This is a genomic window from Mycobacterium sp. ITM-2016-00317 (assembly GCF_002968295.1).
Classification (GTDB): Bacteria; Actinomycetota; Actinomycetes; order Mycobacteriales; family Mycobacteriaceae; genus Mycobacterium.
In genome coordinates this window covers 4,136,968-4,158,503 of sequence record NZ_CP134399.1, presented here as the reverse complement: position 1 = coordinate 4,158,503, position 21,536 = coordinate 4,136,968, and the positions used below count along the sequence as shown (strand labels likewise).

At 69.6% G+C, this 21,536-nt stretch carries 22 protein-coding genes, 1 tRNA gene and 3 pseudogenes; 14 read left to right on the top strand and 12 right to left on the bottom strand.

Annotation, left to right across the window (positions count from 1 at the left end):
• Position 1: 1 nt before the first annotated feature.
• From C6A87_RS19815 to C6A87_RS19805, 3 genes and pseudogenes are all read right to left on the bottom strand, one after another.
• Positions 2 to 1,459 (bottom strand): peptidase, encoded by a 1,458-nt coding sequence (locus C6A87_RS19815; protein WP_311113829.1) that lies wholly within the window; start codon positions 1,457 to 1,459, stop codon positions 2 to 4.
• A gap of 110 nt (positions 1,460 to 1,569) precedes the next feature.
• Positions 1,570 to 3,571: pseudogene (locus tag C6A87_RS19810) on the bottom strand (ATP-dependent DNA helicase).
• A 6-nt stretch (positions 3,572 to 3,577) separates the two neighbouring features.
• Positions 3,578 to 4,978, bottom strand: a complete 1,401-nt coding sequence (locus C6A87_RS19805) for a nicotinate phosphoribosyltransferase (protein ID WP_396836908.1) — start codon at positions 4,976 to 4,978, stop codon at positions 3,578 to 3,580.
• A gap of 45 nt (positions 4,979 to 5,023) precedes the next feature.
• On the opposite strand from C6A87_RS19805, the gene clpS reads away from it, so the two are divergent.
• The 11 genes and pseudogenes from clpS to rdgB all read left to right on the top strand — a co-directional run bounded on the left by clpS (position 5,024) and on the right by rdgB (position 12,376).
• Entirely contained in the window at positions 5,024 to 5,290 is a 267-nt protein-coding gene (gene clpS / locus C6A87_RS19800) for an ATP-dependent Clp protease adapter ClpS (RefSeq protein WP_311113828.1), read from the top strand.
• A 7-nt stretch (positions 5,291 to 5,297) separates the two neighbouring features.
• Positions 5,298 to 5,882, top strand: coding sequence for a DUF2017 domain-containing protein (locus C6A87_RS19795; RefSeq protein ID WP_311113827.1), 585 nt, complete (start codon positions 5,298 to 5,300; stop codon positions 5,880 to 5,882).
• The gene (locus tag C6A87_RS19790) at positions 5,879 to 6,901 is read left to right on the top strand and encodes a P1 family peptidase (RefSeq protein WP_311113826.1); all 1,023 of its coding nucleotides are present in this window, start codon (positions 5,879 to 5,881) and stop codon (positions 6,899 to 6,901) included. The genes C6A87_RS19795 and C6A87_RS19790 overlap by 4 nt, the downstream gene beginning before the upstream one ends.
• A gap of 45 nt (positions 6,902 to 6,946) precedes the next feature.
• Positions 6,947 to 7,327 carry a Mov34/MPN/PAD-1 family protein gene (locus C6A87_RS19785; RefSeq protein WP_396837109.1) on the top strand — a complete coding sequence of 127 codons (381 nt, stop codon included), beginning with the start codon at positions 6,947 to 6,949 and terminating at the stop codon, positions 7,325 to 7,327.
• Between the two features lie 23 nt (positions 7,328 to 7,350).
• The gene (locus C6A87_RS19780) at positions 7,351 to 7,632 is read left to right on the top strand and encodes a MoaD/ThiS family protein (protein WP_311113824.1); all 282 of its coding nucleotides are present in this window, start codon (positions 7,351 to 7,353) and stop codon (positions 7,630 to 7,632) included.
• A gap of 10 nt (positions 7,633 to 7,642) precedes the next feature.
• A pseudogene (locus tag C6A87_RS19775) lies at positions 7,643 to 8,606 on the top strand (PLP-dependent cysteine synthase family protein).
• Positions 8,597 to 9,283 (top strand): rhomboid family intramembrane serine protease, encoded by a 687-nt coding sequence (locus tag C6A87_RS19770; RefSeq protein WP_311113823.1) that lies wholly within the window; start codon positions 8,597 to 8,599, stop codon positions 9,281 to 9,283. The pseudogene C6A87_RS19775 and the gene C6A87_RS19770 overlap by 10 nt, the downstream one beginning before the upstream one ends.
• Positions 9,280 to 10,113 (top strand): glutamate racemase, encoded by an 834-nt coding sequence (gene murI / locus C6A87_RS19765; RefSeq protein ID WP_311113822.1) that lies wholly within the window; start codon positions 9,280 to 9,282, stop codon positions 10,111 to 10,113. The genes C6A87_RS19770 and murI overlap by 4 nt, the downstream gene beginning before the upstream one ends.
• Positions 10,114 to 10,171: 58 nt before the next feature.
• The gene (locus C6A87_RS19760; protein ID WP_311113821.1) at positions 10,172 to 10,945 is read left to right on the top strand and encodes a cyclic nucleotide-degrading phosphodiesterase; all 774 of its coding nucleotides are present in this window, start codon (positions 10,172 to 10,174) and stop codon (positions 10,943 to 10,945) included.
• Positions 10,946 to 10,979: 34 nt separating this feature from the next.
• On the top strand, positions 10,980 to 11,762 hold the full coding sequence (gene rph, locus C6A87_RS19755) for a ribonuclease PH (protein ID WP_311113820.1): 783 nt from the start codon (positions 10,980 to 10,982) through the stop codon (positions 11,760 to 11,762).
• 5 nt (positions 11,763 to 11,767) lie between these two features.
• On the top strand, positions 11,768 to 12,376 hold the full coding sequence (gene rdgB / locus C6A87_RS19750) for an RdgB/HAM1 family non-canonical purine NTP pyrophosphatase (RefSeq protein WP_396836907.1): 609 nt from the start codon (positions 11,768 to 11,770) through the stop codon (positions 12,374 to 12,376).
• A 74-nt stretch (positions 12,377 to 12,450) separates the two neighbouring features.
• Here rdgB and C6A87_RS19745 read toward each other — a convergent pair.
• From C6A87_RS19745 to C6A87_RS19715, 7 genes and pseudogenes are all read right to left on the bottom strand, one after another.
• A pseudogene (locus tag C6A87_RS19745) lies at positions 12,451 to 13,488 on the bottom strand (acyltransferase family protein); the annotation flags it as partial.
• Between the two features lie 58 nt (positions 13,489 to 13,546).
• Positions 13,547 to 13,891, bottom strand: coding sequence for a DUF3817 domain-containing protein (locus tag C6A87_RS19740; protein ID WP_311113819.1), 345 nt, complete (start codon positions 13,889 to 13,891; stop codon positions 13,547 to 13,549).
• Entirely contained in the window at positions 13,888 to 14,283 is a 396-nt protein-coding gene (locus C6A87_RS19735; protein WP_311113818.1) for a hypothetical protein, read from the bottom strand. Before C6A87_RS19735 ends, C6A87_RS19740 begins: the two co-directional genes overlap by 4 nt.
• Positions 14,284 to 14,334: 51 nt before the next feature.
• On the bottom strand, positions 14,335 to 14,658 hold the full coding sequence (locus C6A87_RS19730; protein ID WP_311118008.1) for a putative quinol monooxygenase: 324 nt from the start codon (positions 14,656 to 14,658) through the stop codon (positions 14,335 to 14,337).
• Positions 14,659 to 14,675: 17 nt separating this feature from the next.
• Positions 14,676 to 15,707 carry an NAD(P)-dependent alcohol dehydrogenase gene (locus tag C6A87_RS19725; RefSeq protein WP_311118007.1) on the bottom strand — a complete coding sequence of 344 codons (1,032 nt, stop codon included), beginning with the start codon at positions 15,705 to 15,707 and terminating at the stop codon, positions 14,676 to 14,678.
• A 10-nt stretch (positions 15,708 to 15,717) separates the two neighbouring features.
• Complete coding sequence (locus tag C6A87_RS19720) at positions 15,718 to 16,446, bottom strand: iron-sulfur cluster assembly protein (protein WP_311113817.1); 729 nt, start codon at positions 16,444 to 16,446, stop codon at positions 15,718 to 15,720.
• Entirely contained in the window at positions 16,443 to 17,480 is a 1,038-nt protein-coding gene (locus C6A87_RS19715; protein ID WP_311113816.1) for an amidohydrolase family protein, read from the bottom strand. Before C6A87_RS19715 ends, C6A87_RS19720 begins: the two co-directional genes overlap by 4 nt.
• A gap of 155 nt (positions 17,481 to 17,635) precedes the next feature.
• Here C6A87_RS19715 and C6A87_RS19710 point away from each other — a divergent pair, with 155 nt between their 5' ends.
• Positions 17,636 to 19,126: a GAF domain-containing protein gene (locus C6A87_RS19710; RefSeq protein WP_311113815.1), complete on the top strand. Its 1,491-nt coding sequence runs from the start codon at positions 17,636 to 17,638 to the stop codon at positions 19,124 to 19,126.
• 19 nt (positions 19,127 to 19,145) lie between these two features.
• Here C6A87_RS19710 and C6A87_RS19705 read toward each other — a convergent pair whose 3' ends face one another.
• A complete protein-coding gene (locus tag C6A87_RS19705; protein ID WP_311113814.1) occupies positions 19,146 to 19,880 on the bottom strand; it encodes a hypothetical protein in 735 nt (244 codons plus the stop codon).
• Between the two features lie 122 nt (positions 19,881 to 20,002).
• On the opposite strand from C6A87_RS19705, the gene C6A87_RS19700 reads away from it, so the two are divergent.
• Positions 20,003 to 20,085: transfer RNA gene (locus tag C6A87_RS19700), tRNA-Leu, on the top strand.
• A gap of 136 nt (positions 20,086 to 20,221) precedes the next feature.
• On the opposite strand, the gene C6A87_RS19695 is transcribed toward C6A87_RS19700, so the two are convergent.
• On the bottom strand, positions 20,222 to 20,473 hold the full coding sequence (locus C6A87_RS19695; RefSeq protein WP_311113813.1) for a hypothetical protein: 252 nt from the start codon (positions 20,471 to 20,473) through the stop codon (positions 20,222 to 20,224).
• Positions 20,474 to 20,662: 189 nt separating this feature from the next.
• Here C6A87_RS19695 and C6A87_RS19690 point away from each other — a divergent pair, with 189 nt between their 5' ends.
• The gene (locus C6A87_RS19690) at positions 20,663 to 21,535 is read left to right on the top strand and encodes an alpha/beta fold hydrolase (protein WP_311113812.1); all 873 of its coding nucleotides are present in this window, start codon (positions 20,663 to 20,665) and stop codon (positions 21,533 to 21,535) included.
• Position 21,536: the final 1 nt, after the last annotated feature.

Below are 21,536 nucleotides of genomic sequence, written 5' to 3'. Positions count from 1 at the left end.
CTCAGGCGAACCGTCTGAAGCACCGTTCGGTGTCGCCGAGGACGCCGACGCGGAAGGCGTCGATGCGGGAGAAGCCCGACGGTACGGAGTCGCCGTTGACGTCGCTGGCCACCAGTCCGTTGGTCAGGATGCCCGAGACCGCCTCGTCGACGTCGCCTGCGGTGAGCGCGACCGTCTCGCCGTCGGGGGTGGTCACCTCCTCGGTCATCTTGACGGTCGCGACGCCGGTCAGGCAGGCCGTGCGCAGTGCGGTCTCGGCGTCGTCGAGCGGCAGGCTGCCGCGTTCGCGCTGCAGCGCCAGCATGTATCGCGACACCAGCACCGAGTAGGCGACGTTGTCGCCTGCGGCCAGGTTCTCGGCCGCTCTTGGATCGGCCGGTGCGCCCATCTCCTCCAGTGCCGGCAGGTCGACGACGATCGTGTTGGTGTCCGGGCAGTAGGAGGCCGGCGGGCTGGCGCGCACGCCCGGACAGTTCGAGGCGGAGTCGGCGTCGAAGCTCAGGGCGGGAGGGTTGTTGGGGGAGAACAGGATTCCCATCGCGTCGACGACCGCCCGCACCGAGCTCTCGGTGATCGGCAGCTCGCCGGTCCCGTCCTCGGGCAGCATCACGGGCAGTTCTCCGCGCCGCTGTTCGATCTCGTCCATGTCGATGGCCACGCAGGCCTGTGGACCGTCGGTGAAGCCGAACTGGAACGCGGACAATCGCTCGAATGCCGAACCGTGCTCGTTGATACCGGCATCGGGATCGCCTTCGGACTGCACCGGGTCGCGGAACGAGACCACACCGGCGAGCACGTTGTTGAGTCCCTCGCCCGTGCTCAGCGTGAACCGCGGTGAGGAGTCCTCGGCGACCCAGCGCATGTAGGCGCCGGCGAAACAGTCGGCCTGCTGCTCGGCGACCAGGGTGGGGGTGTCGTTGCGGGCCAGCCCGGCCAGTCGTGAGATGGCGTGCCCGTACTCGTGCGCCAGCACCATCACCACGCCGATGTCGCCGTAGGCACTCTGGAGTCCGGGCAGCAGTTCGCCACGGTCCCAGCCGAGGGTTCTCTCGGGGTAGCAGTAGCCGGCATTGATCAGGCCGAAGGTTTCTGTGCCGCAGAATGTTCCGTCGAATTCGTTGGCGTCCCAGGAGATCAGCTCGGCCACCGGCCGGAACCGCTCGTCGAAGGTCTCCTCGTACGCCGTCGCCCAGTAGTCCTCGATGTCGGTGACCGCACTCGCGGCGAGTTCGTCGATGCTGCCGCCGTCGGTGCCCTCGGGGTCTCGGGCGGGGCCCTCGGCGCCGGGCCGCAGCCCGGTCGGTCCGTCGGTCGCGGGCATTCCCGCGACCCGGAACGGATCGTCGAAAATCGAGACGGCTTCGCCCTGCAGCGTGGTCGAGCAGCCGGAGGCGACCAGCAGCGAGCCGGCGGCGACCGCGACGGCGAACGTCGTGCGCAGGCTTCTCGACGGGCCCATGACCGCCGCCTTTCGTCAGTGCCGCCGGTGGCACGACCACCGCGACCGAACCTCCCGCCAGGATAGTGACCGCGCGCCGCGACCCGTCGGCGTCGCGGCGGGCGGCCGGGTCAGTGCGTGGCGCGCAACCGCTGCAGCGCCGCCCGCACCGCCGTGCCGTCGGTCGTCGCCCAGAACGGCGGCAGCGACGCGCGCAGGTAGCTGCTGTAGCGCGCGGTGGCCATCCGGGAGTCGAGCACGGCGACCACGCCCCGGTCGTCGACGCGGCGCAGCAGCCGGCGCCCTGGGCGAGCAGCAGCGCCGCATGGCTGGCCGCCACGGCCATGAACCCGTTGCCGCCGCGCGCGGCGACGGCGCGCTGCCTGGCGGTCAGCAGCGGATCGTCCGGGCGGGGGAACGGGATGCGGTCGATGAGCACCAGCGACAGCGACGGCCCGGGCACGTCGACGCCCTGCCACAGCGACAGGGTGCCGAACAGCGAGGTCTGCTCGTCCGCGGCGAACCGCTGCACCAGCGCCGAGGTGGTGTCCTCGCCCTGGCACAGGACCGGTGTCTTGAGGCGCTCGCGCATCACCTCGGCGGTGGCCTTGGCCGCGCGCATCGACGAGAACAGTCCCAGCGTGCGGCCGTCGGCGGCTTCGATCAGCGCGGTGATCTCGTCGAGTTGCTCGGCCGAGCCGGTGCCGTCGCGCCCGGGCGGCGGCAGGTGCGCGGCGACGTAGAGGATCCCCGCCTTCTTGTGGTCGAACGGCGATCCGACGTCCAGTCCCCGCCAGCGGCCCGCGCCGCCGCCGGCGCCCGTTCGCCGTCCTGGTTGGGGGGGCCGGCGAGGCCCCAGGCCGAGGCCATCGCGTCGAAACTGCCTCCGATGGTCAGCGTCGCCGAGGTCAGCACCGCGGTCGACGGCCCGAACAGCCGGTTGCGCAGCAGGCCGGCCACCGACAGCGGCGCGACGCGCAGGATCGCGCGGCTGCCGGACCTGGCGTCGTCGATGTGGTCGAGCCAGACGACGTCGGTGCGCTGGGGGATCGCGGGCACGAACGAGTCCAGGATGCGGGCGGCGGTGTCGCAGACATCGGAGAGCGCGGTGGCCGCCTCCGCCCGCGCCGCAGTCGTCTTCGGGTCGTTGGGGGCGGTGTCCACCGCAGTGCGGGCCGCGTGCGCGGCGTCGCGCAGTGCCGTCAGGCAGATGCCCAGTTCCTCGCCGAGCACGTCCAGGCGGCCGGGCTGGGCCTCGAAGATCGCCGACGAGAACGTCGCCGACGCCGCCTCCAGCCGCTCGGCGAGGTCGGGGGCGATCACGCGTGCGGCGCGCCGGTGCGCGATGCCCAGCGACGTCGCCGACAGCTCCGCGGTCGCCACCGCGGTGACCCGGTCGACCAGCTCGTGTGCCTCGTCGACCACCAGCAACTCGTGCTCGGGCAGCACGTTGGCATCGCCGATGGCGTCGATGGCCAGCAGCGCGTGGTTGGTGACCACGACGTCGGCCTCGCCGGCCAGGCCACGCGCGCGTTCGGCGAAGCACTCGGTGCCGAACGGGCAGCGCGACATCCCGATGCACTCGCGCGCCGACACACTGACCTGCGCCCAAGACCGGTCCGGCACACCGGGTTTGAGATCGTCACGGTCGCCGGTGGTGGTCGTCTCCGACCATTCGGTGAGCCGCGCGACGTCGCGGCCCAGCGCGCTGCTCGGCACCGGCGAGAACAGTTCCTCCTGCGGCAGGTCGTCGGGTACGCCTGCCGCGGAGCCGTTGTGGATCTTGTTCAGGCACAGATAGTTTCCGCGACCCTTCAGCAAGGCGAAGGAGGGGCGGCGGGGCAACGCCCCGGCCAGCGAGTCCGCCAGCCGCGGCAGGTCGCGATCGACCAGTTGCCGTTGCAGCGCGATGGTGGCGGTGGAGACCACCACCGGCCGGTTCTCCGAGAGCGCGTGCGCGATCGCGGGCACCAGGTAGGCCAGTGATTTCCCGGTGCCTGTGCCGGCCTGGACGGCGAGATGCTCCCCGGTGTCGAATGCGCGCGCGACGGCCTCGGCCATCGCGATCTGCCCCTCGCGGGTGGCGCCGCCCAGCCCGGCGACCGCCGTGGCCAACAGGTCGGTGACCTCCACAGGCGTCTACCTCGGACCGCGCACGGGCGCGATCATGCGGGTCGGGATCGCGGGATCGCCGTTGGACAGGCTCAGGCCGTCCCACGGCAGGCTGTGCAGCCCCTCGGCGACGAGGGTCCGCGCGCGGTCGAGCCCGAGATCGGCGACGGGTTCGCCGTGGCGCACCAGCGGGATGGTCAGCTCGCGGTGGTTCAGGTCCTCCGGCACCGGCGGTGGGCTGCCCGCGGGATGGACCACCTCTTCGACGATGGTGCCGGAACGCTTGGCGAGTCTGCACGCCTGCTTGTGGCCGCCGTGAGATCCCTTGTGGCTACTGCGCTTCTCCACCGCGATGCCGTCCACCTCGACCAGCTTGTAGACCATGCCCGCGGTGGGGGCGCCCGACCCGGTGACCACCGAGGTGCCGACGCCGTAGAAGTCCACCGGTTCGGCGCGCAACGCCGCGATCGCGAACTCGTCGAGGTCGCCAGACACCACGATGCGGGTCTCCGTGGCCCCGAGCCGGTCCAACTGTTCCCGGACCTGACGGGCCAGCACCCCCAGATCGCCGGAGTCGATGCGCACCGCACCCAGTCCGGTGCCCGCGACCTCGACCGCGTTGGCGACGCCCGCGGTGATGTCGTAGGTGTCGACGAGCAGGGTGGTGCCGACGCCCAACGCGTCGACCTGGGCCCGGAACGCGGCCTTCTCCCAGTCGCCGGGGGTGCCGTCCGCGGTGGTGTGCAGCAGCGTGAACGCGTGGGCGCTGGTGCCCAGCGCGGGCACGCCGTGGCGCCGCGCGGCGGCGAGGTTGGACGTGCCGGTGAAACCGGCCAGGTATGCCGCCCGTGCCGCGGCGACCGCAGCCTGTTCGTGGGTGCGGCGCGAACCCATCTCGATCAGCGGGCGTCCGGCCGCGGCGCTGACCATCCGCGCCGCTGCCGAGGCCACCGCGGCGTCGTGGTTGAAGATCGACAGCGCCAGCGTCTCCAGGATCACGCATTCGCCGAAGGTGCCGTGCACCGACAGCACCGGTGAGCCGGGGAAGTACAGCTCGCCCTCGGCGTAGCCGTCCACGTCACCGGTGAAGCGGTAGTCGGCCAGAAAGCCCAGCGTGGCGTCGTCGAGGAAGTCCTGAAGGAGGGCCAGCGCGTCGGAGTCGAAGCGGAATTGCGCCAGCGCCTCGACGAACCGGGCCGTGCCTGCGGTGACGCCGTAGCGCCTGCCGCCGGGGAGGCGGCGCGCGAAGACCTCGAACGTGCTGCGCCGGGCCGCCGTGCCGTCGCGCAGCGCGGCGGCGAGCATGGTCAGTTCGTACTTGTCGGTGAGCAACGCCACAGACATGTCCGACAGGTCCGGGGGCGACAGGGGCACACGGTCACCGTATCGGTTCCGGGCGCGTCCGGGACCCCGGTATTCTGGCCGCATGGTGACGCCGCCCAGGCCCGACCGGGCACCCGCGAAGACCGTGACGTGCGCTTGGACCCGGAAACGGCCGAAGCGACCGACACGCCGTGGGTGACCATCGTCTGGGACGACCCGGTGAACCTGATGACCTACGTGACCTACGTCTTCCAGAAACTCTTCGGCTACAGCGAACCGCACGCCACCAAGTTGATGCTGCAGGTGCACAACGAGGGCAAGGCCGTGGTGTCCGCGGGCAGCCGGGAGTCCATGGAGGCCGACGTGACCAGGCTCCACGCCGCAGGGCTGTGGGCGACACTGCAACAGGACCGCTGAAAACACTGTGCGTAAATGGAAACGGGTCGAGGGCGCCGACGGCCCGCGGTTTCGGTCGGCACTGGCCGCCCACGAATCAGAGTTGCTGAGCAGCCTGGTCACCTCGCTGCTGGGCATGCTCGACGCCCGGGAGAGCTCCGGCCCGGTGGACGAACTCGCCGAGATCACCGGCATGCGCACCGGCAACTCCGTTCCGCCGCAAGACGATACGTTGAAGCGACTGCTCCCGGACTTCTACCGGCTGGCCACCGAGCATCCGGCCGGGTCCGGTCCGGCGGAGAGTCTGAACAGCGCGCTGCGCAGCCTGCACGAGCCCGCCATCATCGACGCCAAACGTGAAGCGGCGCAACGCCTGCTGGACACGGTCCCGGCGGCGGGCGGCAAGTTCGAGTTGTCCGAGGACGACGCGCACGCCTGGGCGTCGTCCGTCAACGACGTCCGGCTGGCGCTCGGCACCATGCTCGGGGTGGGTTCCGACATTCCCGACCGGCTGCCCGGCGACCACCCGATGGCCGGGCATCTCGACGTCTACCAGTGGCTCACGGTGATGCAGGAATACCTGGTGATCTGCCTGATGGACCAGTCGCGGTGAGCGGATCGATCACCGACGTCGGCGGCATTCTGGTCGGCCACCATCACCGGCTCGACGACGACGCGCAGCTGGGGTCGGGCTGGGCGACCGGAACCACCGTCGTGCTGACGCCGCCGGGAACCACCGGCGCGGTCGACGGGCGGGGCGGCGCCCCCGGCACCCGGGAGACCGACCTGCTCGACCCGAGCAACTCCGTGCGCCACATCGACGCGGTCGTGCTGACCGGCGGCAGCGCGTTCGGGCTGGCAGCCGCCGACGGAGTGATGACCTGGTTGGAGGAGCGCAACCGCGGGGTCGCGCTGGACGGCGGTGTGGTCCCGATCGTGCCCTCGGCGGTGATCTTCGACCTCCCGGTCGGCGGCTGGCAGTGCCGGCCCGATGCCGACTTCGGCTACCGCGCGGCCGCCGCGGCCGGCGCCGACGCGGCGATCGGCACCGTCGGGGCGGGGGTCGGGGCACGTGCCGGCGTCCTCAAGGGCGGTGTCGGCACGGCCTCGGTGCTGCTCGATTCCGGCGTCACGGTCGGCGCGCTCGTGGTGGTGAACTCCGCGGGCGACGTCGTCGACCCGGCCACCGGTTTGCCCTGGCTCGCGTCCCATGCCGAACAGTTCGGGCTCGTCGCCCCGCCCGCGGACCAACTCGCGGCCTACACCGACCGGCACGGCGAACTCAGCCCGCTCAACACCACCATCGCGGTGGTGGCCACCGACGCGGCGCTGAGCAAGGCGGCATGCCGGCGGGTGGCGGTCGCGGCCCAGGACGGACTGGCCCGCACCATCAACCCCTGCCACACCCCGCTGGACGGCGACACCGTGTTCGCGCTGGCCACCGGCGCGGTGGAGGTCAACCCGGACCCGACGACGCCGGCCTCGATGACCCCGGAGCTGCCGCTGGTGACCGCCGTCGGCGCCGCGGCGGCCGAGGTGCTGGCGCGCGCCGTGCTGGTCGCGGTGCTGGCCGCCGCCCCGGTCGCCGGAATACCGACATACCGTGGGATGTTGCCGGGAGCGTTCGAGTGAGAGGACTGTGCAGTGTTGACGATCCGTGCTGACCTGGTCGAGGCCATGGTCAGCCATGCCCGCGCCGATCATCCCGACGAGGCCTGCGGCGTCATCGCCGGCCCCGAGGGCTCCGATCGCCCCGAGCGGTTCATCGCGATGGTCAACGCGGAGCGCTCGCCGACGTTCTACCGGTTCGACTCCATGGAGCAGCTCAAGGTGTGGAAGGCGATGGACGAGGCCGACGAGGTGCCCGTCGTCATCTACCACTCGCACACCGGCACCGAGGCCTACCCGAGCCGCACGGACGTCGCGATCGCGGCGGAACCCGACGCCCACTACGTCCTGGTGTCCACCCGCGACCCCGACGAACACGAGCTGCGGAGCTACCGCATCGTGGACGGCGTCGTCACCGAAGAGCCCGTCACCATCGTCGAGCAGTACTGAAGACAACCGAAGGAGTCACTCCCGTGGCCATCTCTGTGTCCATCCCCACGATCCTGCGCACCCACACCGGTGGCGAGAAGCGCGTGTCCGCCTCCGGCGACACACTGCAGGCCGTGATCGCCGATCTCGAGGCCAACTACTCGGGCATCTCGGATCGGCTGGTCGACCCCGCCAACCCGGGCAAGCTGCACCGCTTCGTCAACATCTACGTCAACGACGAGGACGTGCGGTTCTCCGGTGGCCTGGAGACCGCGATCTCCGACGGCGACTCGGTGACGATCCTGCCCGCCGTCGCAGGAGGCTGAGCACTTTCCGATGACGCGCTACAACTCGCTGCTCGAAGCGCTCGGCAACACCCCGCTGGTCGGGTTGCAGCGGCTCTCGCCTGCCTGGGACGGGTCGCCGCACGTGCGGCTGTGGGCCAAGCTCGAAGGACCGCAACCCGACGGGCTCAATCAAGGACCGGCCGGCGCTGCGGATGATCGAGGACGCCGAACGCGAAGGCCGGCTGCATCCCGGGGCCACGATCCTGGAGCCGACGAGCGGCAACACCGGTATCTCGCTGGCGATGGCGGCGCTGCTCAAGGGCTACCAGATGGTCTGCGTGATGCCGGAGAACACCTCGATCGAACGGCGCCAGTTGCTGGAGCTCTACGGCGCGCGGATCATCTACTCGCCCGCCGAGGGCGGTTCCAACACCGCGGTGGCGCACGCCAAAGAGCTTGCCGCCGAACATCCCTCCTGGGTGATGCTGTACCAGTACGGCAACCCGTCCAACGCGGCCGCGCACTACGAGGGCACCGGCCCCGAGCTGCTGGCCGACCTCCCCGAGATCACCCACTTCGTCGGGGGCCTCGGCACGACCGGCACGCTGATGGGCACCGGACGGTTCCTGCGCGAGCACGTACCCGGGGTGCAGATCGTGGCGGCCGAACCCCGCTACGGCGAGGGCGTGTACGCGTTGCGCAACATCGACGAGGGCTTCATTCCCGAGCTGTACGACCCGGAGGTGCTGACCACGCGATTCGCGGTGGGCTCCTTCGATGCGGTGCGGCGCACCCGCGAGCTGGTGCAGACCGAGGGGATCTTCGCAGGCATCTCCACCGGCGCGATCCTGCACGCGGCGCTGGGGATGGCGGCCAAGGCGGTCAAGGCGGGGGAGCGCGCCGACATCGCGTTCACGGTGTGTGACGCGGGCTGGAAGTATCTGTCCACCGGCGCCTACGCCGGTAGCCTGGATGACGCTGAAGACGCGTTGGAAGGGCAGCTTTGGGCGTGACGGGGACCGGTGGACACCCAGCCCTGCCCGCGGGGCCGACGAAGCGGCCCCCGTGGATGGTGGGCGGCCTCACCATCGTGTCGTTCATCGTGCTGCTCTGGATCATCGAGCTGTTCGACTCGCTGACCGGACATCGCCTCGACGGCAACGGGATCCGCCCGCTGGAGACCGACGGGCTGTCCGGCATCCTGTTCGCGCCGCTGTTGCACTCCGACTGGGGCCACCTGATCGCCAACACGGGCCCGGCGCTGGTCCTCGGATTCCTCATGACGCTGTCAGGCCTGTCGCGGTTCCTGTACGCGACGGCGATCGTCTGGATCGTCGGCGGCCTCGGCACCTGGCTGATCGGCAACATCGGCGCCCCCACATACCACGGCACCGTCGTCGAGACCAACCACATCGGCGCCTCGGGGCTGATCTTCGGCTGGCTCACGTTCCTGATCGTGTTCGGCTTCTTCACCCGCAAGATCTGGGAGATCGTCGTCGGGGTCGTGGTGCTGTTCATCTACGGGAGCATCCTGCTCGGCGTGTTGCCGGGGACGTTCGGCGTGTCCTGGCAGGGGCACCTGTGCGGTGCGGCCGCGGGGGTGCTGGCGGCGTACCTGCTCTCGGGTCCCGAGCGCCGGGCGCGGCAGCCACACCGGCCCGCGACGACCCCGCCGTACCCGACCCGATGAGCGACCAGCAGGCGCCGATCGGCATCTTCGACTCCGGGGTGGGCGGGCTGACCGTGGCACGCGCGGTGATCGACCAGCTGCCCGACGAGGACATCATCTACATCGGCGACACCGGCAACGGGCCCTACGGCCCGCTGACCATCCCGCAGATCCGTGCGCACGCGCTGGCGATCGGCGACGACCTGGCAGGCCGCGGCGTCAAGGCGCTGGTGATCGCGTGCAACTCGGCGTCGTCGGCGTGCCTGCGGGACGCGCGGGAGCGGTACGCCCCGATCCCGGTGGTCGAGGTGATCCTGCCTGCCGTGCGCCGCGCCGTGGCCACCACCCGCAACGGCCGCATCGGCGTCATCGGCACCGCGGCGACGATCGCGTCGGGCGCCTACCAGGACACGTTCGCCGCGGCCCGCGACATCGAGGTGTTCGGCGTGGCGTGCCCGCGCTTCGTCGACTTCGTCGAACGCGGCGTCACCAGCGGACGTCAGGTGCTCGGCCTGGCCGAGGGCTACCTGGAGCCGCTGCAGCGGGCCGAGGTCGACACGCTGGTGCTCGGGTGCACCCACTATCCGATGCTGTCGGGCCTGATCCAGTTGGCGATGGGCGACCACGTGACGCTGGTGTCCAGCGCCGAGGAGACCGCCAAGGATCTGCTGCGCGTGCTGACCGAGCAGCAGTTGCTGAGACCGCATCCGGCGGATCCGGCCGCGGCGCCGCGCCGGCAGTTCGAGGCCACCGGGGACCCGGCGGCGTTCACCGCGCTGGCCGCGCGGTTCCTCGGGCCCACACTCGACGGGGTCCGGCCTGTTCAGCGTCACGCCGGTTCTCGGACATGACCTTCCTCGCCGAAAGCGGCGATGTTTTCGTCATGGCGATGCCGGGCATGGCAAGCTAGTGGGCGTGCGAATCACCGTACTCGGTTGCTCCGGCAGTGTGGTCGGTCCTGATTCGCCCGCGTCGGGATATCTCGTCACCGCGCCCGACACCCCGCCGCTGGTGCTGGATTTCGGTGGCGGTGTCCTCGGCGCACTGCAGCGTCACGCGGACCCGAACTCCGTCCATGTGTTGCTGTCCCATCTGCACGCCGACCACTGTCTGGATTTGCCCGGACTGTTCGTCTGGCGGCGGTACCACCCGACGCCGGCGCAGGAGCGAGGGTTCGTCTACGGGCCCGCCAACACGTGGGCCCGCCTCGGTTCGGCGTCCTCGCCGGAGGGCGGCGAGATCGACGACTTCACCGACATCTTCGAGATCCGGCACTGGGTGGACAACCAGCCTGTCCAGATGGGCGCGCTGACGGTACTGCCGCGTCTGGTGTGCCACCCGACCGAGTCCTACGGGATGCGGTTCACCGACCCGTCCGGGGCGACCCTGGTCTACAGCGGCGACACCGGCTACTGCGATGCGCTCATCGAGCTGGCCCGCGACGCCGACGTGTTCCTGTGCGAGGCGTCGTGGACGGATTCGCCGGACCGGCCGCCGCGCCTGCACCTGTCCGGTGCCGAGGCCGGCCGGGCGGCCGCCCGTGCCGGTGTGGGCGCGCTGCTGCTGACCCACATCCCGCCGTGGACGTCCCGCGAGGACGTGATCAGCGAGGCGAAGGCGGAGTTCGACGGCCCCGTGCACGCGGTGGTCTGCAACGAGACCTTCGAGGTCACGCGCTCCTGAGAGGCCGCCCGGGCTGACCAGCTAGGGTTGGCCCGTGTCCAGACGAGAAGACGGCCGCCTCGACGACGAACTGCGCCCGGTCACCATCACGCGCGGTTTCACCACTCATCCCGCCGGTTCGGTACTGGTGGAGTTCGGGCAGACGAGGGTGATGTGCACCGCCAGCGTCACCGAGGGCGTGCCCCGGTGGCGCAAGGGATCCGGGCAGGGCTGGCTGACCGCCGAGTACGCGATGCTGCCCGCCGCCACCCATGAGCGGTCCGGCCGCGAGTCGGTCAAGGGACGGGTCGGCGGCCGCACCCAGGAGATCAGCCGGCTGGTCGGCCGATCCCTGCGCGCCTGCATCGACCTGGCCGCGCTGGGGGAGAACACCATCGCGATCGACTGCGACGTGCTGCAGGCCGACGGTGGTACCCGCACGGCGGCCATCACCGGCGCCTACGTGGCGCTCTCTGACGCCGTCACCTATCTGGCCGCGGCAGGCAAGCTCTCCGATCCGCGTCCGCTGTCGTGCGCGATCGCCGCCGTGAGCGTCGGTGTGGTGGACGGCCGCATCCGCGTGGACCTGCCCTACACCGAGGATTCGCGCGCCGAGGTGGACATGAACGTCGTCGCCACCGACACCGGCACGCTCGTGGAGATCCAGGGCACCGGCGAGGGCGCGACGTTCCCGCGGTCCACCCTGGACAAGATGCTCGACGTCGCGATGGTCGCCATCGACCAGCTCTTCGAGGTGCAGCGCGCGGCGTTGGCGCTGCCCTACCCGGGTCAGCTGCCGGCGTCGACCGAGCCCGCGAAGAAGGCCTTCGGGAGCTGACCGCGATGTCGCGTCTGCTGGTGGCCAGCCGCAACCGCAAGAAACTGGCCGAGTTGCGCCGCGTGCTCGACGCCGCGGGCGTGTCCGAACTGACCCTGCTGTCCCTCGACGACGTCCCGCCGTTCGACGAGGCGCCCGAGACCGGGGCGACGTTCGAGGAGAACGCGTTGGCCAAGGCCCGCGACGCCTTCACCGCGACCGGCATCCCCGCCGTCGCCGACGATTCCGGTCTGGAGGTCGACGCCCTCAACGGCATGCCGGGTGTGCTCAGCGCCCGCTGGGCGGGGCGGCACGGCGACGATCCCGCGAACACCGCGCTGCTGCTCGGCCAGCTCGCCGACGTGCCCGACGACCGGCGTGGTGCGGCGTTCGTGTCGGCGTGCGCAGTGGTGTTCGGTCCCGGCGACGGCGACGCGGTGGTGGTCCGGGGGGAGTGGCCGGGCAGCATCGTGCGTGCGCCCCGCGGCGACGGCGGATTCGGTTACGACCCGGTGTTCCTGCCCGCCGGTTCGGACAGGACCGCCGCCGAGCTGAGTCCGGCGGAGAAGGACGCGTCGTCGCACAGGGGCCGCGCGCTGGCCGCGCTGCTGCCGTCGCTGCGCAGCCTGGTCTGAGGACGGGTCACCCGGTTCAACATCCACGCCACCGGGACGGTCAGCGCCAGCGTCGCGGCGATCAGCACGGGCATCGAACCGGTGAACAGCGACCAGTCGAGCACCAGGTGCATCGTCAGCGCCATCACCGCGACGTGCACCAGGAAGATCTCGTAGGAGATCTCGCCGAGCCACACCATCGGCCTGCTGCCCAGCACCCGCGCGTACGAATCCCGGCACCCCAACGCCACCGGTGCCACGGCCAGCGTCGCGATCGCCGCGTACAGCAGTGACCTGACCACCGGTGTCCAGGCCGGATCGGGGCCCCACAGCGTGCCGCCGAGCGGAGTCGACACCACCAGGTAGAGCACGACGGCCGCCGGCACCGCGACGATCGCGGCGCAGCGGGCACCGACCCGTTCCAGCACCGCGAGGGCCATTCCGCCGGCGAACCACGCCAGGTGCGCGGGCAGCCACATGCCCGCGGAGTTCGGCAGCAGGTCGGTGCCGATCACCACGGCCAGCCAGAGCGGGCTCACCGCGGCCAGGACCGCGATACCGGTCAGGGCCCGCGCCGGTTGCCACTGCCCGCGGCCGAGCACCCGCAGCACCAGGAACGCCAGTGCCGGCAGCGCGAGGTAGAACGACACCTCGACGGCCAGGCTCCACATCTGCGACAGGCCGGTGTGCAGCAGGGTCACCACGTAGTCGTCGGTGTAGATGTGCGTGAAGGTCAGATGGCGCAGCAGCCCGTGCCAGGTCTGCCCGGGATTGGCGCCGGGGGTGAAGACGGTGTAGATCTCGAAGACCGCAACGACGGTGACGACGTAGGCGGGCACGATGCGGCGCAGGCGCTTGCGGCCGTAGCGCCCCACCGAAGGGGACCGCCTGCCGTCGGCGGCGGCCTGCACCCACGGACGGAACAGCAGGAAACCGGACAGCACGAAGAAGATCGCGACGCCGATCTCCAGGCGTGCGTACATCGCGCCGAGATAGCCGTGGGCCAGGTAGCCGGTCGCGAATGCGGCATGCGTGCTGACGACCAGCAACGCCGCGACTGCCCGCAGACCGGTGAGGGCGGGATCTCGGAGCGACGCGTGCCGGTGCGGGACCGCCGGGGCGCCGCAGCGCACGCCGGGGCTGGCTGACACCGCACCGAGTGTAACCAGCGGTGCGTCCGGCAAAGCCGGCTCAGATGCCGAACTGCGTCTTGATGTTCTGGGTCTGGAAGTGCTCGACGATGATGCCGACCAGCGGGACGGTGCCGGCCAGCAGGATGCCGACGGTCTTGGCGATCGGCCAGCGCACCTTCACCGCGAGGTTCGCGGTGAAGAGCAGATAGACGAAGTACACCCAGCCGTGCACGACCGCTATCCAGCCGAGGGAGTCGTCGTGGAACGCGTACTTCATCACCATCTCGTAGCAGAGGGCGATCAGCCAGAGCCCGGTGGCCCAGGCCAGGACGCGGTATCCGGTCAGTGCCTTGCGGACTGCCTCGACGGGAACGATGGGGGTGGGGGATTCGGGTGCGCTCACGTACCGGTTCCTCTTGTCTGCTGCGTCTTCTGGTCTTCGGCATCGGCTTCGGCCAACTCGGCCAGGTAGGCGTTGTACTCCCGCAACGTGGCGTCGGCATCGGTCCCGCCTCCGGCCTTCGGCCGTTCCGGCAGCAGGCCGGCGGGGATCTCGGTGACCGCGTCGCTCGGATGCGGCTCGGGCGGAGCCTCTTCGTAGCGGACGAACTTGAAGTACGCGTACACGCAGAAGCCGGCGAACAGCGGCCACTGCAACGCATAGCCGAGGTTCTGGAAACTGCCCGAGGTCGACTCGTAACGGGTCCACTGCCACCACGCCAGCGCGAGGCAGCCGGCAGCGGCGGCGATCATCAACAGGATGAGCGCCGGCCTCCTACGCCGTGTAGTGGACACCGTTCAACGGTACCGTGTCCCCGTCCGGCGCCGCGATCGTGACGAGTCGGGCTAACCCACCTTCATCTCGCCCATCTCCGACCATCCGGTCGCGTCCACGGTCTGGCTGATGATCAGCGGGGTGGACGCCAGCAGCGCCGGGGTGTCGGTGACGAACTTCTTGAAGTGCTCGGCGGTGACGTGTTCCTTGCCTGCGTCGCCGTCGCGGAACCCCTCGACCAGAACGTATTCCGACGGATCCTCGAGGCTGCGGGACCAGTCGAACCACATGTTGCCCGGCTCGTTACGGGTGGCTTCGGTGAACTCGGCCATCAGGTCGGGGAAGTTCTCGACGTACTCGGGCTTGGGCCGGAATTTCACGACGATGAATATCACGGAGATCACACGCCCTTCTACGGGATCAGGATGGCCCGGCCACGGACATTGCCGTTGTCGAGATCGGTGATGGCGGACTGGAAATCGTCCAGCGGGTACTTCTGGGTGTGCAGGCGGACCTTGCCGCGGCCGGCCAGCGCCATCAGGTCGCACAGGTCGTTGTAGGAGCCGACCAGGTTGCCGATGAAATTGATCTCGCTGGACACGATGTCGATGGTCGGCACGTCGATGTTCTCGCCGTAGCCGACCACGTGATAGTCGCCGGCACCCCGCAGCATGGCCACACCCTCGGCGGTCGCGCCGCCTTCCCCGACGAAGTCGATGACCACTTCGGCGCCGTTGCCGCCGGTGAGTTCGAGCACCTGGTCGACGACGTTCGACCCGCCGTCGGCCGTCACCCCGTGGTCGGCGCCGATCGACTCGGCGAGCTTGAGGGCCTCCGGATTGCGGTCGACGACGATCAGTTCCGCCGGGGACAGCGCCTTGAGCACCTGGATGCCGATGTGACCCAGCCCGCCCGCACCGATCACGACGACCCGGTCGCGCGGACCCAGCCGCTTCGCCGCCTTGGCCGCCGCGTGGTAGGCCGTCAGCCCGGCATCGGCGAGGGCGGCGACGTCGGACGGTTCCAGCGCGTCGTCGATCCGCACCACGCTGCGGGCCGAGGTCTTCAGGTACTCGGCGTAGCCACCGTTGGTGTCGATGCCGGGGAACTGATTGGCCTCGCAGTGGACGTCGTCGCCGGACCGGCAGGCACGGCACAACCCGCACGTGATCAGCGGGTGCACGATGACCTTGTCGCCCTCGGCGACGTTGGTCACCGCGGAGCCGACCGCCGACACCCAGCCCGCGTTCTCGTGGCCGATCGTGTACGGCAGTTGGACCTGGGACTTCTCGGCCCACTGGCCCTCCAGGATGTGCAGGTCGGTGCGGCAGACCCCGGCGCCGCCGATCTTGACGATCACGTCGAACGGCCCGGTCGGCGTGGGTATCGGCAGCTCGGTCATCTCCAGGTTCTGGTGGTAGCCGACGACCTGGACAGCGCGCATGGTGGACATGTCAGTGGACTCCTTGGTGGTCGGGCAGCAGGGCGGATGCGGGGAAGAACGCCGCCGGCTCGTCGGCGTACCGGGTGCGCAGCAGCCCCCGGCAGAAGTGGGCGTTGCCGTCGATCGAGATCCGGGTCGAGCGGGCCCGGCGGATCGCCATCGGCACGTCGTCGTACCGATGGCCCAGGTGATCGACGAGCACGGCCTCGGTGCCGCACGTGGACAGACCGAGCGCCTCGCGGCGACGCAGCAGCGACGCGGTCAGTTCGTCGTCGGGCAGCTCCCCGAGGGTGACCCTGCCCAGCGATTCCTCCGACCGGGCTCGGTCGGAGCGCAGCAGTGCGGTCAGACATCGCTCCATCGCGGCGGTGTGCGCTTTGCGTGTGAACGTCTGGCGCAGCTCGTCGAGCGAGTCCTCGGCCTCGTGGCCGAACGTGCCGCGGTAGCCCGCGTCGGCGGCCAGGCCCGCGTTGATGATCGCCGAGTCGTGGTGGTCGTCGAGCTCGACCACCACGTGCCGGGCCCACGTCAACGCCACCAGAACGTCTTTGGCGTCCGAGGCCATCAGGTAGGCGAAGTTGGGTGAGCAGAACGACGTCGGCAACCTCAGGTGCAGTTCGACGTCGCCCGAAGGGGACACCAGCAGCGAACGGACGAACCCGAGGTCGGTGACCGGCTCGTCGAGTTCCGGGTCGACGACCGCGGCCAGGGCCGCGAACGCCTCGTCGGAGCGGCTCACGCGTTGGCCATCTCGTCGGCGCCGCGGGGACCTACGGCCGGCTCGTCGGCGTCGGGCAGCTGGAGTTCGGCCGGCACCGGGATGTCGTAGAGCTTGGCCGCGTTGAGTCCCAGGACCTTCTTCTTCTGCTCGGTGGTGATCTGCGGGTACTCGCCGAGTTCGTCAGGGATGTTGAAATCGACGAACGACTCGACGAGCCACTTGGGGGTCCACAGCGCGTAGTCGGACGAGAAGAAGATGCGGTCCTCACCGATCCAGTAGAGGAGCTCGCCCATGATCTGGGCGAAATACTTGGGCCGGGTGTGGATGAACGGGATCGCCACGGCCAGACCGGCATAGACGTTGGGTTCCTGGGTGGCGATCCAGCAGAAGTCCTCCAGCCGGGGCAGCCCGCAGTGCTCGACGATGAAGTTCAGGTCGGTGAAGTCCGACGCGACGTGGTCGACGTCGGCGACGTCGAACGCGTCGCGGTCCAGCGGCCGGATCGTCGGGCCCTTGTGGACGTGGATGTTGCGGATGCCGAGTTCGCGGCACGCCTCGAAGTAGCGGTAAGCCCACGGGTCGTCGAGCTTCCAGCCGCGCGATTCGCCGTGCCACTCGGCGGTGTAGAGCTTCACGCCCTTGAGGTCGTACTTCTTCGCGTCCAGCCGCAGCTGCTCGAGGCCGACCTCGCCGTTGCGCGGGTCGAAGTGGTGGTTGTAGGTCAGCTTGTCCGGGTGGGCCCTGGCCAGCTCGGAGGCTTCGGCGGTCTGTCCGAATCCCTTGTAGTAGAACTCGCCGAGGTGGGCGGGCTGGAAGATCGCGTGGTCGACGTAGCCGAGGTCGAACAGGTCGTGCATCAGCCGTTCGCCGCCCTGGTACAGGTAGTCCTCGTAGCTCCAGACCTCCGAGTCCGGCGACAGGTTGCGGTGGTAGTCGTAGAAGCAGTCGATGAACTGCTTGCCGTGGATGTTGCGCTGGTTCTCGGGCCGCGCGTCCCACAGCGCGATGTGGGCGTCGACGATGAAGTAGCTGGTGCCGTCCTTGGTGAACATCGGTCTCCTTCGGGGGCTGTGTGATGGCTGTCACAACCTGGCCTGAGGTTAGAGCCGCGGGCCACCGCTTCCGAGGGGTTCGCCGTCTCAATCTGAGACGCCGGCGGGGCTGCGAGGGGGCGCATCGGCTTGCCAGTGTTTGTAACGTGGATCACATGCCCGACGGTCTGCCTGAACGGGCCCAGATACGCCACCCCGTGCGCGGCGCCCCGCCTGGGGCCGTGCCGGAGCGGCTGCTGGCGTCATGGCAGCGCAGCGAGGATTACGGGATCTCGCTGGAGGGCGTCGAGCCGGTGTTCACCGGCACGGAGAACCTCAGCTCGCTGTTCTTCGAGTGCGGCAACGAGGTGCTCGCCGATCTGCACCGCACGCTGTCCGCCGAACCGGTCAGCCTGATGCTCACCGACGCCGACGGTGTGGTGCTGTCCCGGCTGTCCGGCGACCGGTCGCTGGTGGCAGCCCTCGACGCGGTGCACCTTGCGCCCGGCTTCGCCTATTCCGAGCGTGAGGTGGGCACGAACGGGCTCGGCCTGGCGCTGGCCGACCGGGCGCCGACGCTGGTCCGGGCCGACCAGCACTACGCGCTGAGCCTGAACCTCTTCACGTGCGCCGCGGTGCCGGTGCTGGATCCCACGTCGGGCCGGCTGGAGGGCAGCGTCAACCTCACCACGTGGTCGCGTTCGTCGAGCGAGCTGCTGCTGGCGCTGGCCCGCTCGGCGGCCAGCAACACCGCCGCGTTGATGCTGGCGCGGGGTTCGGGTCGGCGGACCCGGCCGACGCCGCGCGGCCAGGTGTTCCGGGTGGAGATGCCGCACCTCGAACCGGGATCGGGCACGGTGCACACGTTGTCGGCGGCATGGAATGCGGCGGTCCGGCGTGCCGAGGAGGCGATGACGGTGGACAGCATCGTCGCCGCGATCGGTGAGCCGGGCGCGGGCCGGGCTACTCTGCTCGGTCAGGCGGCGCGGCACGCCCATCCGCGCGACCGGATCTTGTCGGCGGGCGTGCCTGAGCCCGAGGACATTTCGACCTGGCTCGGGCTGTGGACCCCCGAACTCGGCAAGTCGCACACGGCGGTGATCGTGCGCGACGTCGACCAGTTGCCGGCGTGGGCCGCTGAGCGGCTGCATGCAGTCGTGCTCCGCAGCGCCGCCGGCCTCGGTGCCAGAATTCAGTTCGCGGTGACGGCCGAGCGGTTCACCGACATCCCGGCGGCGTTGGCGCGTCTGGTCGAGACGGTCGTCGAGGTGCCGCCGCTGCGTGAGCGCCCCGACGACATCGTCGCGCTCGCGGCACACGTGGCGCGTCGGGCTCGCGGCCGCGACGTCACTTTCACCCCTGCTGCGGCACGGGCGTTGACCGGTTACGGGTGGCCCGGCAACGCCGATCAACTCAGGCAGGTCGTCACCAATGCCGTCAATCGCACCGACATCGTCGACGTCGGTCATCTACCGTCCGAAGTGCTCGCGGGCGACACTCGTCATCTCTCACGCATCGAGTCGTTCGAGCGGGGGGAGATCATCCGCGTGCTGGCTGCCGGTTCCGTCACGATGGCCGAGGCCGCACACGAACTCGGGATGGGCAGGGCCACGCTCTATCGCAAGATCGCGCAATACGACATCGACGTGCCGCGCCCGCACAAGTGAGTTGTGCCGCTGATCCGAATCAGGGGCAGTGCAGCGGTATCGGGCGGTCCTTGGGGCCGATGAACTCGTCCATACGGGACGTCGCAGCCTTGCGGTAGATGGACACGGTGTACCTGTCGGAACGCCGCCACGTGATGCCCAACCGGTCGAGCGCGGCGGTGAACAGTCCGATGATGTCTTCGGACCGGTTGCTGAAGTGGTATCGGACGCTGAGGACGCCACGGTCGTTGGCGACCACGCGGCAGCCGTCGCTGTGGATCAGCCCCGTGACGAATTCCTCGGTCTCGCGGTCGACGATCTCCTGCTGCCACTGTTCGAGGGCGATCTTGCGAAGGTGCTTGCGGCCGGGCCCGTGTTGGGGGAGCAGGCACGGCCAATGTTTGGAGCAGTGGTAGACGTCAGCGCAACCACTCTTACGGGCGTAGACGCCGGCGCGCTGACCGGGAAACAGCGCGTCGATAGCTTCGCGACACCGCTGGATGATCGCCGGATATCGCTTGTCGCAGGAGATGCGCAGTGTGAATGTCCTCGCTCCACGGGAGACGCAGCCGTCGCCCAGATAGAGGCCGAGAAGGTACGCATAGGGTTTCGCAGGCAGAACTGCAAAGTTGTGCTCGATACCGCACTCCGACGACCCTGCCCGAGCGCGAAGCCCAGCACCTGGTTCACACCGCCACTGCCAGACTGTCTTCCGCGGAATACCCGTCTGTCTGGCGATCTCGCAATCATTCAGGCCGGTCGAGATCAGCCGCAAGACTTCCTCGAACTGTTCTCTGGACCTCAAATCGACCCCCGGCCTGCGGTGTTTGTCGCGAGGGTATCGACGATGTCCGACAGGGGGATGGCGCAGAAGTCGCGCTAAGATCGGCGAGCTTAGCGCGAGTGTCGGAACTGGCAGACGAGATGGATTTAGGTTCCATTGCCCTATGGGCGTGGGGGTTCGAGTCCCCCCTCGCGCACTTGGATTGGCCGAGCCCGGGCCGTAGACATTAGGCCGTGGGCCGCGCCGCCATCGGGTGCCCCGGCGTCGGTCAAGACCCGGACGTCATGCGTCACCGCTGCGGGTTCCGGCTGTCGACAAACCCCGTGAATCACTCAGGCAGTGACTTCAGCGGCTGCCGGAGCGGCGTCGTCGGCCTGGTTCTTGAAGCACAGGATGCTGGCGGTGAAGCTGATGACCGCGATGGCGCCTGCGAAAATCGCCATCAGCGTCTCCGCCAGACCCCAACTCGCCAGTGCGAACGCCAGCGAGATGATCGCGGTGATGATCAGGAACAGCCCGGTCGTGGCGACGGTCTCGTTGAACGGATCGTCTGTACCGCGGGTGCCTTTGGCCCGGTCGGGCATGCCGTCTCCTTCTCGATTCACGCTGACTGGCCCGATAATTACCCCGCCGTCAGCACGTGAAACCTCGGATGGCGGCCCGACCACCGGTGACGCCGCTCACTCGGGCTGCCGCGGGTTGGGATGGCCACCATCGGCGTATTGCCGGCGATCTCGGGGAACATGGAGATATCCGTTGGATGGGGACGACATATGAGCGACCTGAAGTACGTGGACCTGCATGGCGACCGCGTCGCCTATCGGGACGTCGGTGACGGCGAAGAAACCTTGCTGCTGCTGCATGGGATGGCCGGAAGCTCGAACACGTGGCGGGCGGTGCTGCCGCAGCTGTCGAAGCGCTACCGGGTGATCGCGCCCGACCTGTTGGGGCACGGCGAGTCTGCCAAGCCCCGAAGCGACTACTCACTGGGCGCGTTCGCCGTCGGCCTTCGCGACCTGCTCGACGAACTGGGCATCACGTCGGTCACCGTCGTCGGCCAGTCGCTGGGCGGCGGCGTGGCCATGCAGTTCGTCTATCAGCATCCCGACTACTGCAAGCGGCTGGTGCTGATCAGCAGCGGCGGTCTCGGCCAGGACGTTGGGTGGACGCTGCGTCTGTTGTCGGCGCCGGGGGCCGAACTGCTGTTGCCGGTCATCGCGCCGACGCCGGTGGTGCGAGTGGGTGACAGGGTGCGCGGGTGGTTCTCCGCGGCGAACATCCAATCTCCCCGAGGGTCGGAGATGTGGAGCGCCTACGCGTCACTGTCGGACCCGCAGACCCGCCAGGCGTTCCTGCGCACGCTGAGGTCCGTGGTGGACTACCGCGGCCAGGCGGTGAGCGCGCTGAACCGGATGCACTTGACGGCAGAGCTGCCGCTGATGGTGATCTGGGGCGACCAGGACCACATCATCCCCGTGGAGCACGGCTACGAGCTCGACCGGCACCGGCCCGGGTGCCGGCTGGAAGTGCTCAGCGGGGTCGGTCACTTCCCGCACGTCGAGACGCCGAACCAGGTCGTCGATCTGTTGGAGGATTTCATCGCCTCGACCGGGCAGCCCTCCAATGCCCCCATACCGAGCAGCTAGG

Excerpts from the sequence above, each read along its gene's own strand:
- murI (WP_311113822.1), top strand. The coding sequence starts at position 9,280 with ATGAGCGACCAGCAGGCGCCGATCGGCATCTTCGACTCCGGGGTGGGC.
- C6A87_RS19690 (WP_311113812.1), top strand. The coding sequence starts at position 20,663 with ATGAGCGACCTGAAGTACGTGGACCTGCATGGCGACCGCGTCGCCTAT.
- C6A87_RS19715 (WP_311113816.1), bottom strand. The coding sequence starts at position 17,480 with ATGTTCACCAAGGACGGCACCAGCTACTTCATCGTCGACGCCCACATC.
- C6A87_RS19710 (WP_311113815.1), top strand. The coding sequence starts at position 17,636 with ATGCCCGACGGTCTGCCTGAACGGGCCCAGATACGCCACCCCGTGCGC.
- rdgB (WP_396836907.1), top strand. The coding sequence starts at position 11,768 with ATGTCGCGTCTGCTGGTGGCCAGCCGCAACCGCAAGAAACTGGCCGAG.
- C6A87_RS19815 (WP_311113829.1), bottom strand. The coding sequence starts at position 1,459 with ATGGGCCCGTCGAGAAGCCTGCGCACGACGTTCGCCGTCGCGGTCGCC.
- C6A87_RS19725 (WP_311118007.1), bottom strand. The coding sequence starts at position 15,707 with ATGCGCGCTGTCCAGGTCGTCGGCTACCACCAGAACCTGGAGATGACC.
- C6A87_RS19785 (WP_396837109.1), top strand. The coding sequence starts at position 6,947 with ATGGTCAGCCATGCCCGCGCCGATCATCCCGACGAGGCCTGCGGCGTC.
- C6A87_RS19695 (WP_311113813.1), bottom strand. The coding sequence starts at position 20,473 with ATGCCCGACCGGGCCAAAGGCACCCGCGGTACAGACGATCCGTTCAAC.
- C6A87_RS19805 (WP_396836908.1), bottom strand. The coding sequence starts at position 4,978 with ATGCGGCCAGAATACCGGGGTCCCGGACGCGCCCGGAACCGATACGGT.